The organism is Tepidibacter formicigenes DSM 15518, assembly GCF_900142235.1.
GTDB classification, from domain to species: domain Bacteria; phylum Bacillota; class Clostridia; order Peptostreptococcales; family Peptostreptococcaceae; genus Tepidibacter; species Tepidibacter formicigenes.
The window spans coordinates 1-14,328 of record NZ_FRAE01000013.1 but is presented as its reverse complement, the minus strand read 5'-3'; the positions used below and the strand labels follow the sequence as shown (position 1 = coordinate 14,328).

At 28.0% G+C, this 14,328-nt stretch carries 12 protein-coding genes; 4 read left to right on the top strand and 8 right to left on the bottom strand.

The window, feature by feature from the left end; translation table 11 throughout:
* The first annotated feature begins 15 nt into the window (after positions 1-15).
* The gene (locus tag BUA77_RS03855; protein WP_072887479.1) at positions 16-1,941 is read left to right on the top strand and encodes an aconitate hydratase; all 1,926 of its coding nucleotides are present in this window, start codon (positions 16-18) and stop codon (positions 1,939-1,941) included.
* 162 nt (positions 1,942-2,103) lie between these two features.
* Complete coding sequence (locus BUA77_RS03850; protein WP_072887477.1) at positions 2,104-3,102, top strand: isocitrate/isopropylmalate dehydrogenase family protein; 999 nt, start codon at positions 2,104-2,106, stop codon at positions 3,100-3,102.
* A gap of 217 nt (positions 3,103-3,319) precedes the next feature.
* On the opposite strand, the gene BUA77_RS03845 is transcribed toward BUA77_RS03850, so the two are convergent.
* From BUA77_RS03845 to yyaC, 6 genes are all read right to left on the bottom strand, one after another.
* A complete protein-coding gene (locus BUA77_RS03845) occupies positions 3,320-4,453 on the bottom strand; it encodes a TolC family protein (RefSeq protein ID WP_072887475.1) in 1,134 nt (377 codons plus the stop codon).
* 16 nt (positions 4,454-4,469) lie between these two features.
* Positions 4,470-5,669 (bottom strand): ABC transporter permease, encoded by a 1,200-nt coding sequence (locus tag BUA77_RS03840; protein ID WP_084605477.1) that lies wholly within the window; start codon positions 5,667-5,669, stop codon positions 4,470-4,472.
* A 23-nt stretch (positions 5,670-5,692) separates the two neighbouring features.
* A complete protein-coding gene (locus BUA77_RS03835; RefSeq protein ID WP_072887473.1) occupies positions 5,693-6,379 on the bottom strand; it encodes an ABC transporter ATP-binding protein in 687 nt (228 codons plus the stop codon).
* Positions 6,380-6,396: 17 nt separating this feature from the next.
* Complete coding sequence (locus BUA77_RS03830) at positions 6,397-7,638, bottom strand: efflux RND transporter periplasmic adaptor subunit (protein ID WP_072887471.1); 1,242 nt, start codon at positions 7,636-7,638, stop codon at positions 6,397-6,399.
* 158 nt (positions 7,639-7,796) lie between these two features.
* Positions 7,797-8,105: a hypothetical protein gene (locus BUA77_RS03825; RefSeq protein WP_072887468.1), complete on the bottom strand. Its 309-nt coding sequence runs from the start codon at positions 8,103-8,105 to the stop codon at positions 7,797-7,799.
* A gap of 150 nt (positions 8,106-8,255) precedes the next feature.
* Complete coding sequence (gene yyaC, locus BUA77_RS03820; RefSeq protein ID WP_072887466.1) at positions 8,256-8,870, bottom strand: spore protease YyaC; 615 nt, start codon at positions 8,868-8,870, stop codon at positions 8,256-8,258.
* Between the two features lie 144 nt (positions 8,871-9,014).
* Here yyaC and BUA77_RS03815 point away from each other — a divergent pair, with 144 nt between their 5' ends.
* Positions 9,015-9,938: a TIGR01212 family radical SAM protein gene (locus BUA77_RS03815; protein WP_072887463.1), complete on the top strand. Its 924-nt coding sequence runs from the start codon at positions 9,015-9,017 to the stop codon at positions 9,936-9,938.
* 79 nt (positions 9,939-10,017) lie between these two features.
* Complete coding sequence (locus BUA77_RS03810) at positions 10,018-11,574, top strand: ABC-F family ATP-binding cassette domain-containing protein (protein WP_072887461.1); 1,557 nt, start codon at positions 10,018-10,020, stop codon at positions 11,572-11,574.
* A 74-nt stretch (positions 11,575-11,648) separates the two neighbouring features.
* Here the strand turns inward: BUA77_RS03810 and BUA77_RS03805 are convergent, their stop codons facing one another.
* Both BUA77_RS03805 and larE read right to left on the bottom strand, forming a co-directional pair.
* Entirely contained in the window at positions 11,649-12,791 is a 1,143-nt protein-coding gene (locus BUA77_RS03805) for a THUMP domain-containing class I SAM-dependent RNA methyltransferase (protein WP_072887459.1), read from the bottom strand.
* A gap of 82 nt (positions 12,792-12,873) precedes the next feature.
* Positions 12,874-14,100 (bottom strand): ATP-dependent sacrificial sulfur transferase LarE, encoded by a 1,227-nt coding sequence (larE, locus tag BUA77_RS14355; RefSeq protein WP_084605473.1) that lies wholly within the window; start codon positions 14,098-14,100, stop codon positions 12,874-12,876.
* Between the last annotated feature and the right edge of the window lie 228 nt (positions 14,101-14,328).

The window sequence follows — 14,328 nt, the reverse complement described above, 5'->3', positions numbered from 1 at the left end:
AGGAGGACATATTAAATGAATCTTACTGTCACTGAAAAAATAATAAAAAATCATTTAGTTAATGGAAATCTTTCAAGAGGAAACGAAATAGGTATAAAAATAGATCAAACTCTAACTCAAGATTCCACTGGAACCATGGCATATTTACAACTTGAAGCTATTGGCATAGATAAAGTCAAAACCAAAAAATCTGTAGCTTATATAGATCATAATATGCTTCAATCTGGGCCCGAAAATGCTGATGACCATTTATATATACAAACAATTGCTAAAAAATATGGAATTTATTTTTCAAAACCTGGTAATGGTATATGCCATCAAGTTCATCTAGAAAGAGTTGCAGTTCCAGGTCAAACTCTACTAGGGTCAGACAGCCACACTCCTACTGCAGGAGGAATAGGAATGCTTGCAATAGGTGCTGGAGGGCTTGATGTAGCAGTTGCCATGGCAGGAGGAGAATACTACATTACAATGCCTAAAATAGTTAAAGTTGAGTTGAAAGGAAAGTTGAAATTTGGAGTATCAGCAAAAGATATAATCCTAGAAGTTTTAAGAATATGTACAGTTAAAGGTGGAGTAAATAAAATATTTGAATACTGTGGTGATGGACTTAAAAATCTTACCGTTCCAGAAAGAGCAACAATTACTAATATGGGTGCTGAACTTGGCGCAACTACATCAATATTTCCATCTGATGAACTTACTTATGAATTTTTAAAAGCACAAGGAAGAGAAAAAGACTTTATAGAAATAAAAGCAGATGAAAATGCTTCTTATGATGAAGAAATTACAATATATCTTGATAATCTAGAACCTTTAGTTGCATGTCCTAATAGTCCTGATAATGTTGTACCTGTAACAGAGGTTAAAAATATAAAAGTAAATCAAGTTGCAATAGGTAGCTGTACTAATTCATCGTATATGGATTTGATGAAGGTTTCTAAAATCTTAGAAGGAAAAACTATAGCAGAGCATGTATCATTAGTTATCTCCCCTGGTTCAAAGCAAGTGTTAAATATGCTAGCTGAAAATGGAGCATTAGCAAAACTTGTAGCTTCAGGAGCAAGAATATTAGAATCTGCTTGCGGCCCTTGTATAGGTATGGGGCAAGCCCCTAATACAAACGGAGTATCCCTTAGAACTTTTAACAGAAACTTTAAAGGAAGATGTGGTACAGCATTAGCAGATGTTTATCTTGTTAGTCCTGAAATTGCAGCTATATCTGCAATAAATGGATATATATGTGATCCTAGAGACTATATTGATGAATTTAATATTGAGATGCCAGATAAATTTTTAGTTAACGATAATTTAATTATGTTACCTTCCGAAAAAGGTAAAGAAGTTAAAATTGTTAGAGGTCCAAATATTAAACCATTCCCTCAAACAAAACCTTTAAATAATAAAATAAAAGGTCATGCATTAATAAAAGTAGATGACAATATAACTACAGACCATATAATGCCTTCACATGCAAAACTTCTTCCATTTAGATCTAATATACCTTATTTATCTAATTACTGTTTAACTCCTTGTGATGAAAAGTTCCCTGAAAGAGCTAAAAAACTTGGTGGAGGAATAATAATAGGTGGAGTAAATTACGGTCAAGGATCAAGTCGTGAACATGCAGCATTAGTTCCTTTATACCTTGGAATAAAAGCTGTTATAGCTAAGTCTTTTGCAAGAATACACAAGCAAAATTTAATAAACAACGGAATACTTCCTTTAAGATTTAAAAATGCTGATGATTACGAAGATATAGACTTAATGGATGAACTTTTAATAAATGATATTTTAGATAAATTAAATCAAAATATATTAACTATAAAAAATACAACTAAAAATAAAGAATACGAGCTTATTTTAGATGCATCCGAAAGACAGAAGAAAATGCTTATAGCTGGTGGTCTTTTAAATTTAATAAAAAAGTCTTTATTCTAAAGATTTTACAATGTAGACTTTTTTAAAATTTCATGGCGCCAACGAATTCTAACGAATTCCGTTGCTTAAAACTCATAACGGAATTTATATTTATCCACAATTTAAATAGGAATATAATTTCCTATTCGTTATAAAAAACAATCAAAAGGAGGAACAATAAACATGGCTAAAACAGTAACACTAATTCATGGGGATGGAATTGGACCTGAAGTAATAAGTGTCGCTAAAAAAATAATTGATGCAAGTGGTGCTAATATTGAGTGGGAAGAGGTAAATGCAGGAGAATCTGTTTTAGATAAGTATAAAACTCCCCTACCTGATTATGTTATAGAAAGTATAAAGAAAAACAAAGTTGCTCTAAAGGGACCTATAACAACACCTGTTGGTGGTGGTTTTAGAAGTGTAAATGTTGCACTTAGACAAACACTTAATCTTTATGCCAATGTTAGACCTATAAAATCATACGAAGGAATTTATTGTCTTCATAAAAATGTTGATTTTATAATTGTAAGAGAAAATACAGAAGGATTATATGCGGGTATTGAGCACATGGTAGGAGACGATGCAGCTGAGAGTATAAAAGTAATAACAAAAAAAGCATCTAATAAAATAGTAAAATTTGCATTTGAACTAGCTAAAAAAGATACTAGAAAAAAGGTTACAGCAGTACACAAGGCAAATATCATGAAACTTTCAGATGGTCTATTTCTAAGATGCTTCAAAAATATAGCAAATGAATATAATAATATCATTTCTGAAGATGTAATAGTAGATGCTATGAGTATGAAATTAGTTCAAACTCCTCAAAATTATGATGTTATAGTTGCTCCAAATTTATACGGAGATATATTATCCGATATGGCTGCTGGACTTGTAGGAGGCCTAGGACTTGCTCCTGGTGCAAATATAGGAGATGAAATTGCTGTATTTGAACCAGTTCACGGAACTGCTCCCGATATAGCTGGTAAAAATTTGGCTAATCCTATTTCAGCAATACTATCAAGTATAATGATGCTTAAACATATAGATGAATATGAAGCAGCTTTAAAAATCGAAAATGCTATATCTAAAGTTTTTAAAAAAAATAGCAAATTAACTAAAGATCTTGGTGGAAATCTAGGAACAAAAGAATTTGCACAAGAAATTATTAAAAATATTTAATAAAAATATTAAATATTTTAGAATACATCTTAAAAAAAAGGTTAATATAATAATATAACAAGAAAGCAATAATTATTTTATATAAGTCGAAAACTTCATATAGAAAATAGTTTTATATAAGTTTTTTTAAGATCATGTACATGGTCAAGATAATTGTTGCTTTCTTGTTTCACATAAAGAAAGCTTAGAAGTCATTCGATTTCTAAGCTTTTTTACTTTAATCACCAAAAGTATAACTAAGAATATATTTTTTTAAAAGTCTCTCATATTCAAAAGTATTACTTATATATTCTAACTCTTTTTTCAAAATTTCTATTTTTGAATTTTCTAATTCTATTTTGCTAATTCTTCCATAATTATAAAAAATATTTTTCTTTTCTAAATCTTTTTTCATCATATCTAAAGAAGCTTTAATATTATCATTTTTTAATTTAGAAAGAAGAAGTTCTGAATATGCACTTTCTATTTCTTTTTTTATTTCATTTTTCTTATCTTCATATTTTTCTTTTGCATCATTTAATGCTCTTTCTTTTTCCTTGTATTTATATGTATTAGAAGGATATTTTATGCTTATGTTTTCAATGTCCATTTTTGAAAATTCTATATTATCTTTTAATGATAATATATCATGTCTACTTTCAAGAGCTTTCTTAAAAGCTTCCTCTTGATTTAAAACTATATCTAAAGAAAAAGTATTAATTGTATCCTCAGAAAGAATTGGTCTTTCTTCTAAATACACTCCTCTTAGAAGATTTAACTTTATATATGAATTTTCTAATTCCTGCTTAGTAGTATTTAAATTTAATACAAGATTATTATAATCATTTTCAGCTTTTTCAAACTCATTCAACGATATTTTTCCAAGTCTATTTTTAACTTTTTTTATGTCTAAAAGATTTTTCTGATATTCAATGTTTTCTTTTTCAATTTCCAATTCCTTTTGTTTTAATAAAACATTTTGATAAGCTAAAAGCACATCTAATTTTATTTGCTCCTCATCTTTTTTCAATTTTATTTTACTGCTTTTAATTCTCATATCAACTTCTTTAGTTTTATCCCCTGACTTGTATTTATAATCTTCTAAGGATGCATCATAATCATCTTTATCCATATAGTTTTTAACTCTTTTTTCTTGCCTACGAATTTGAGAATAATCATCTTCAAGTGATTTCAAATTTCTCATATCTTCTTTTAATACACTTGAATTTTCAATAGCTTCCTTTTGAGCTTGTTCTAAAGAAAGAAATTCAAGTTCTTTCTCTTGAGCAAATGATTCAAAAGACATTATAGAGCTAAAAAGTGTGAATACTAACAATATAAGAAATAATATAATTCTGTGAATCTTTTTCAAGTTAACCTCGCCTCCTCTATTCATATCTAAGGGCTTCAATCGGATCAAGTTTAGCAGCTTTATTAGCTGGATATATACCAAAGAATACTCCAACAACAGCTGAAAAAGAAACTGCTATCATTATAACTCCAATAGGAATTTTGGGACTTACTTTTAAAAACAATGCTACTGCATTTGATATTCCAAGTCCTAAAGAAGTTCCAATAAGGCCACCTACAGCAGATATTATCATAGATTCTACTAAAAATTGAAGTAATATGTCTTTTCTTTTAGCGCCAAGAGCTTTTCTTATTCCTATTTCTCTCGTTCTCTCAGTAACAGAAACCAACATTATATTCATAACACCTATTCCACCAACTAGTAATGATATAGCAGCAATTGCTCCTACTCCTAAAGATATTTTGCTTAAAACAGCATCAACCATATTCTGTTGCCCTTTAGCTGACTCTATTCTATAAATATTTTTCTTACCTTTTATTCTAGATATGAATTTTGAAATTTTATTACAAATTTCTTCAACATCATATCCTTCTGATATTTGTACTTCCATTGAATCATATAAATTATCATAATCTATAATACTTATAGGTGAATATATTGCAGTTTTATCACTTTTATCAAATCTATCAAAAATTGAAGGTGGATCTTCATATACTCCAATTACAACATAACTTTGTCCTAAATCCGAGTTTTCTATTTTTATAGTTTCTCCTACAATATCTGTTCTTTTAAATAATTTTTGAGCAAGCTTCTTGTTTATTACTACTACATTTCTTCTTCCTTTAATATCTGATTCATTTAAAAATCTACCTTTTATTACATTTATTTTTCCTATGTTTTTATATTCTTCATTAACTCCTTTTATATATACATTACCAAAATTTTTATTCTTTTTAGCCTTTCCTGATCCTCCCCAAATTTCTGGAGATAAATACTCTATTTCTTTAAAAAAAGCTTTTTTTATTTTTCTTATATCACTCTCATTCAAAAAATCAGACTGCCTTATATCATCATTCCACATTAAATAAATAACTACCCTTCTAGTACCGAAACCTTCAAATTCTTTTCCTATACTAGCTTTTCCTATTTCTCCTAATGTCATTATAGTTATAACAGAGCTAATTCCTATTATTATCCCAAGCATTGTTAAAAAAGATCTCATTTTATTTGCTCTTAGACTGGAAATAGCTAGCTTAAAGTTTTCTATAAAAAACAATTCAAATCCTCCAATCTAAAAAACTATAATCGATTTTTAACTAATTCATCACTTATTAAATTACCATCTTTAAATGTTACTATTCTTTTGCAGTGCTGAGCAATATCTGGTTCATGAGTTACAATTATTATTGTTACTCCTTCATCATTTAACTTTTTAAAAATCTCCATTACTTCTTCCCCAGATTTTGAATCAAGGTTTCCCGTTGGTTCATCAGCAAGTATTAAAGGAGGCTCATTAGCTAACGCTCTAGCTATAGCAACTCTTTGTCTTTGCCCTCCAGACATTTCATTAGGCATATGATATATCCTGTCTTTTAGTCCAACTTTTTCTAAAAGTTCCATGGCTTTTTCCCTTCTATCACTTTGAGTTTTTCTAGCGTATAAAAGAGGTAGCTCTACATTTTTTAGAGCAGTTGTTCTTGGTATAAGATTAAAGGATTGAAATACAAATCCTATTTTTAAATTTCTTATTTGAGAAAGTTCCTCTTCATTTCTTTCTTGAATAGGTATTCCATCTAAAAGATACTCTCCAGAAGTTAATCTATCAAGACACCCTAAAATATTCATAAAAGTAGATTTTCCAGAACCAGAAGAACCCATTATAGCTACAAATTCTCCTTCTTCTATTTTAAGAGAAATATCTTTTAAAGCTGGCACCTTTATATCTCCATTTTGATATACTTTTTGAAGATTCTTAACCTCTATCATATATATTTTCCTCCTAACTATTCCATAATGTTTATCTTCATGCCATCAGAAAAAGTTTCGTTAGGATTAAGCGCAACTTTGTCACCAGGCTTTATATCTTTTGAAATTACTTGAACAACTAAATCACTTTGAATTCCAATTTCTATAGGTACTTCCTTTAACACTCCATTTTTTACCAAGAATACACAATTAGTCTTATCTGGTTTTTCATATATAGCTTCATAAGGAACTGTTAAAGCCCCTTCTTGTTTTTGGGTTTCTATATTTGATTCAATTACAAGTCCTGGTCTTAATCCCTTAACATCTCCAACTAAATCTACTTCTACTGGAATTACTATTTGTTTTCCTGAAGCAGAACCTTCCTTTATTCTTGCTGTAGGATAAATATTAGTTATTTTACCTTTAAAAACTTTATCATTAAGAGATTCTGTAGTCAAATTAACATCTTGTCCTATATGTAATTTGTTTATATCAAATTCATTTATATCAAATGTTGCCTTTAACTTTGTTAAATCCTCTATGACAAATAACCCTCCAGCTCCTTTAGGAATTGATCCTATTTTTGCATCAATAGCCGTAACAGTTCCATCTATTGGACTTATAATTGTTGATTTACTTAAATCATCTATTTTTTGTTTTAAATTCAATCTTTTAAGCTCCAATGATTTTGCATCTGAATCATTATTTTTTTCTCTTATAGCTTTATTTAAATCTGCTTTTATTTTATCAAGATTGTTTTGAGCTTTTTTATATGTATTATAATCAGAATCAAGTTCATCCTTACTGATACTTCCTAATTCATAAAGTTCTTTTGAACTTTCATATTTGTTTTTAGCAGTTTCAAAATCCATAGTTTGATTTTCTACATCTTTTTGAAGAGACAATATATGCTCTTCACTATTTTTCTCTTTATACTGTGCTTCTTGAATCTCAAGTTCAAGTTTTGCAGATTCAATATCCTGATTTAACTCTTTCATATCAAATGTTGCTAGTTTATCTCCTTTTTTTACTTTATCTCCTACTTTTACAAATATCTCATTTACTCTATATGAAAGATCTGAAGATATTTCTGATTTTGATTTACTTTCTAATTTTCCTTTAACTAATATGTTAGAACTTATGTCTTGTTTTTGTACCTCTGCGGTTGTAACTATTCTATCTTTCTTAGATGATTTTACACCTGTACTAATATATACTCCTCCTAAAATAAGTATTGCTAAAATGGATGTTGTAATGATTAGCAGTTTCTTTTTTCTCAAAATGAGCACCTCCTATGTTTATTAATTCACTTGGAATAAATTGTAATCATTTCATATAAAACTATTATATCATGTGAACATTTAAATTTATCTTAACTCATTCTTAAATTTATCTTAAAATTTTAAAAGAATAAAGCCAGCATAAAGCTATGCTGACTTTATTCTTCATTATTATTTTCTTCTAATAATTCAAGTTTTCCTATATTTTGATTATTTCTATGTTCTTTAATTCTATTTTTTTTCTTTTTAATAGGTTTAGTATTTACATTTTTAATTTCCTCTAATTCTGTATCCATTTCATTAAGTACTTCTATTTGTCTATCTCTTTCATTATTACTATTTTCTTTGTTTGAACAGTTTTTACATTTTGGTTTTTTTTGTTTTATTTTTTTATGTTCTTTTGTTTGTTTTTTTGGACTTTCACTATTTTTATGTTTTTTCTTTTTAAATAATCTTAATAGGCTCATAATTGACCTCCTTTATTATATTTATGAGTACATTTTATTTTATGTTTTTATTGTTTATAGTGTTACATTTTTTTATTTTAGTTTTATTTTCTACTAGGAAATAAAAAGAAAAAAAGATTTACAAATTTGTAAATCTTTTTTTCTTTTTATTTAAATTTTTAAATATCTTATATCTGCTTCCCTATATTCTTCATTTATATATTCTTTACTTTTTATATCTTTTATTGTTTTCCATAAAGCATATTCAATTCCTCTAGATATATCATCAGCCATTTTCATTACTACTTGCAGTCTTGTATTTTGAAGAATCATAAATTCCATAAATCCTGCTAAGTTTACTATTCCTAATATATTTATATCTCCTATAGGTGGAAGATTTTTATTTACTCCAGCTCCTGGCTTTAACGGTCCATTAGACACCTTTATGCACCCTACTCTATTAATATCCCCTAAACATGCATCTATTGCAATAATAAATGGTTTTTTATAAGAATTATTTATTAATTTTATTGTTTCTTCTAAATTTTTTGCATGAACAGGTTCATCTAAGGTTCCATGAAGATAAACATTGCTATATCCTTTTATTCTTCTTTCTAATTTATGTCCTGTTAGAGGACCTAAAGAATCTCCAGTACATCTATCTGTACCTATACATAAAATTATAATTTCTTCATAATTTGATGTGTAATGTTCACTTATATATTTCTCTAATATCTGACCAAAATATACGCTTGAATTATTATTATTTATGTTAACTTCATTCATTCTTATTCACCTGCCTTCAAGTTTGTACAATACAATCTTTCCCCTCATTTAATAAAAAAATTCATAAACATAAAACTTGTCTTAATTTAATATTTCAAGTAAAATAAATACTACAAATCATTAAAAGGATGTGAATAAGATAAATTGCGCTGGTTAGACAAAAGATATCATTCTCTAAATTATGAACTAAGAAAAACATTTGGTGAGAAAATATTTAAATTATCTCTTGATGGAGGATTTACTTGTCCTAATAGAGATGGGAAAATAGGGTTTAAAGGATGTATATTCTGTAGTGATAAAGGTTCTGGAGAATATGCATCAGATAAAAACCTTTCTATTAAAGATCAAATTGAGAGTCAAATAAATCTTTTAAAAGATAAATGGAGCCATGGCAAATATATAGCCTATTTTCAAAACTTCACAAACACATATGCTCCAGTTGATATTTTGAGAAAAAAATATGAAGATGCTATTTCTTGTAAAAATGTAGTTGGTCTTGCAATAGCTACAAGAGCTGATTGTTTAGATGATAATGTTATAGATTTACTAGAAGAACTTAGTAAAAAAACTTATCTCTGGGTTGAAATTGGAATTCAAACTATACATGATAAAAGCGGAAAATTTCTTAGAAGAGGATATAATTTTTCTTTATTTGAAGAGAAAGTTAAAAAACTAAGAGAAAAAAATATAAATATTATAACTCATTTAATAATAGGTATACCTAATGAAACAAAGAAAATGATATTTGAATCTATAGATAAAATTTCTAAAATGGATATTCAAGGGGTAAAGCTTCACCTTCTTCACATTATTAAAGGAACTGACCTTGAAAAATATTATCTAGAAAGTAAATTTAAATTATTAGAAAAAGAAGAATATATACACTTAATATGTGATATTTTAGAGAGATTAAATCCAAATATAGTAATTCACAGAATGACAGGTGATGGGTCAAAAGATACTCTCCTTGAGCCATGGTGGAGTCTTGATAAAAGAAGTGTCTTAAATGCTATAGATAAAGAATTAAAAAAAAGGAACTCTTATCAAGGAAAATATTTCAAAAGTTGAAATCAAATTTTAATAAAGCCATGGCTTCTCTTTATTTGTTTGACTTTTTAAAACTTAGCTAAAAGAAGGAGATAATAAAATGAGTATATTAACAGTTAAAAATTTAAGTCACGGATTTGGCGATAGAGCAATATTTAATGATATTTCTTTTAGAATACTTCCAGGAGAGCATATAGGACTTATAGGTGCTAATGGTGAAGGAAAATCTACTTTTATGAATATAATTACTAGTAAAATTGAACCCGATGAGGGAACTATTGAATGGGCAAAGCGTGTTCGTGTTGGATATTTAGATCAGCATACTTATTTAGAAAAAGGAAGAACTATAAGAGATATATTAAAAGATGCATTCAAATATTTATTTGATCTTGAAAGCGAAATGAATGAACTATATTTAAAAATGGGAGATGTTTCACCTGAAGAACTAGAAGAAATGCTTGAAAATGTAGGAACTATTCAAGACATACTAACTAATAATGATTTTTACGTAATAGATGCTAAAGTAGACGAAGTAGCAAGAGGACTTGGACTTACTGATATTGGTCTTGATAAAGATGTAAATGATTTAAGTGGTGGTCAAAGAGCTAAGGTTTTACTTGGTAAACTTTTACTAGAAAAACCAGATATCTTACTTTTAGATGAACCTACTAATCATCTTGATGAACAGCATATAGAATGGTTAAAGAGATTTTTACAAAAATATGACAATGCATTTGTTCTAATATCTCATGATATTCCATTTTTAAATAGTGTTATAAACCTTATATACCATATGGAAAATCAAGAACTTAATCGTTATGTTGGAGATTATGATAATTTCATGCAAATATACGAAGCTAAAAAACGTCAGCTTGAAGCTGAATATAAAAGACAACAACAGGAAATAGCTGCTCTTGAAGATTTTGTTGCTAGAAATAAAGCTAGAATATCAACAAGAAATATGGCTATGTCAAGACAAAAGAAATTAGATAAAATGGAAAGAATAGAACTTCCACAAGAACGTATAAAACCAGAGTTTAATTTTAAACAAGCTAAAACTTCAGGTAGATTAATATTTGAAACTAAAGATTTAGTTATAGGATATGATAATCCTTTAACTAAGCCTCTTAATATTAGAATGGAAAGAGGAGAGAAAATAGCATTAGTTGGTGCTAATGGTATAGGTAAAACAACTTTACTTAAGAGTATTTTAGGATTAATAAAACCTTTATCTGGTAATGTTGAGCTTGGTTATGAGCAAAGTATAGGGTATTTTGAACAAGAAATAAAAGATTATAACAACAATACTTGTATAGAAGAGATATGGAATGAATTCCCTGGATTTACTCAGTATGAAGTTCGTGCAGCTCTTGCTAAATGTGGTCTTACTACTAAACATATAGAAAGCAAAGTAAAAGTTTTAAGTGGTGGAGAACAAGCTAAAGTAAGACTTTGCAAACTAATAAATAGAGAAACTAATATTCTTTTATTAGACGAACCAACTAATCACTTAGATGTTGATGCAAAAGAAGAACTTAAAAGAGCCTTAAGAAACTACAAAGGAAGTATTCTTTTAATATGCCATGAGCCTGAATTTTATAGAGATGTTGTAACTAATGTTTGGAACTGTGAAGATTGGACAACTAAAATAGTTTAGCATTAAAAATCCTACATATAAAATATTAATATGTAGGATTTTTTTAGAATTCTAATAAAAGGTAGCAAAATTTGCTACCTTTTTTGTGGTTTCGGACCAAAATATTGATATAAATCAGTTCTTAACATACCGTTATATAATTTTCTTTTTTTATCAGCTTTTTTTCCAAAAGCTTCTTCAAATTTATCATAAGAAGTTATTATGTAAAAAGACCATGTATCTAATTTTTTAAATGTTGTTGCCATATCTTCATAAAGTTTTCTTACTTTTTCTTTATCTTCAAGCCTTTCTCCATAAGGTGGATTTGTAATTATAAATCCATATGTATCTTCACTTTTTAGATTTCTTGCATCTTGTCTTTTAAAATGAATGTACTCATCCACATCAGCAAGCTTAGCATTTTCTTTAGCAATTTCAATAACTTTTTCATCTATATCATATCCATATATCTTAAAATCAGTGTCATTCTTCATAAGATTGAATGCTTGCTTTCTAGCATCCCACCAAAGTTTTTTAGATAACATACTCCAATTTTCTGAAATAAATTCTCTATTAAGTCCCGGTGCCATATTAAGCCCTATCATTGCTGCTTCTATAAGTAGGGTTCCTGAACCACAAAAAGGATCTATTAAAGGTCTACCTACTTTCCATGGTGTTAAGTAAACAAGTGCAGCAGCAAGAGTTTCTCTTATAGGTGCTTTACTAGCAACTTCTCTATATCCTCTTTTATGAAGAGCATTTCCACTTGTATCTATAGATATTGTAACTTTATCTTTATTTATAAATACATGAATAGGATATTTTTCATTGCTATCTTCTGAAAACCAGCTTACATTATATTCTTCTTTCAAACTTTCAACTACTGCTTTTTTTACAATAGACTGAATATCTGGTATACTATATAACTTTGATTTTATAGAAGAAGCCTTTGCTACAGGAAAAACTGCATCTTCTGAAATATATTTATGCCATGGAAGCTTTTTTGTATTTTCAAATAATTCCTCAAAACTTGTTGCTTTAAATTCTCCAATTTTAAGAAGTACTCTCTCAGCAGTTCTTAACCAAATATTAGATACGCAAATTCCATATTCATCAGCTTTAAAAAAAACTCTTCCATCCTCTACTCTTTCAATTTCATAACCTAGATTTTCTATTTCTCTTTTAAGTACTTTTTCAATTCCAAAAAAACATGGAGCTATTAAACTTACATTATTCATCACTAACCTCCTACTATGTCAAATATCTCAATATAATTGCACACTTATTTTATCATATAACACTTAAAGTATATACTTTAATCTACAAAATCTCATTCATACTACCAGTTCTATAACCAGAAAGATCAAGTGTAACATAGGTAAATCCTATTTCTTTGAATTTTTGTGTTACTTTTTCTATTAAATTAAAATCAAAAAACTTTTTAATTTCATCTTTTGGTATTTCAATTCTTGCAATTTCACCATGATGCCTTACTCTCATTTGTTTAAAACCAAGACTTAAAAGAAATTCTTCGCCAAATTCAATCATCTTTAATTTTTCTTTTGTTATTTTATTGTTATAGGGTATCCTTGATGCAAGGCATGCAAAAGATGGCTTGTCCCAAGTTGACATATTCATTTCTTTAGAAAGCTGTCTAATTTCATTTTTTGTAAGTCCTGCTTCTTTTAATGGGCTTATTACATTAAGTTCTTTTAGAGCCCTCATTCCTGGTCTAAAATCTTTTAAATCGTCTATATTACTTCCATCTACAATACATTTTATATTATGATTATCTGCTATTTCTTTTATTTTATTAAATATTTCTTTTTTACAGTAATAACATCTATCCGGTGTATTTTCTATAAATTCTTTTATTTTTATATCATCAATCGGAAGAATTATATGCTTTACTCCTATTTCATTTGCATATCCTTTTGATTCATCTAACTCTCTTTTAGTATGTATAAATGCATTAACAGTTATAGCTATTACTTTATCCTCTAAAACTTCTTTAGCAATCTTTAAAAGAAAAGTACTATCAACTCCACCAGAGAATGCCACTGCAACACTTTCCATATCTTTTAATATACTTTTAAGTTTTTCTAATTTTCCTTGTGTTTTAGATATATTTTCTTGATAGTTAGATATATTTTTTTCATCAATAGCTTTATTTACTAGATAATCTGCTTTTTTATTCAAAGCCCTTTTTATATGTATAATTTCAAATAATTCTATTTTTTCTATAAGATCTTTTGCTTTTTTATGAAGAACTTTTAGATTTTCATTTTTTACTTTGTACTCTCCTTGTATTTGCTTTACAATAAGCTGACTATCTAAATGAGCTTTTATTTTTGTATAACCTAAGTTTATACACTCTTCTAAACCTTTTATAAAAGCTTTGTACTCTGCTACATTATTTGTTTCAACTCCTATATACTCTCCTAATTCTTTTATTGTATTACCCTTATTATCCATTATTACAACACCAATTCCTGCATCTCCTGGATTATTTCTTGATCCTCCATCTGTATAAAGCATAACCTCCATAGTTTTACCTCCTAAATTACTTCATTAGAACAAAATATCACTTCGTGATACTCTCAGATGAGTAGCAGAGCTACTCATCTGTATTTTTTGAAACTAATTCACCATTACATTTTGGACATATAAGTATAGGCATTTTTACTTCAAAATTCTCAATATCACAACCAGAAGCAAAAAAGTCATCTTCAATAAATTCATCAATAATAAACCTAGGTACATCTTCTTCAAATC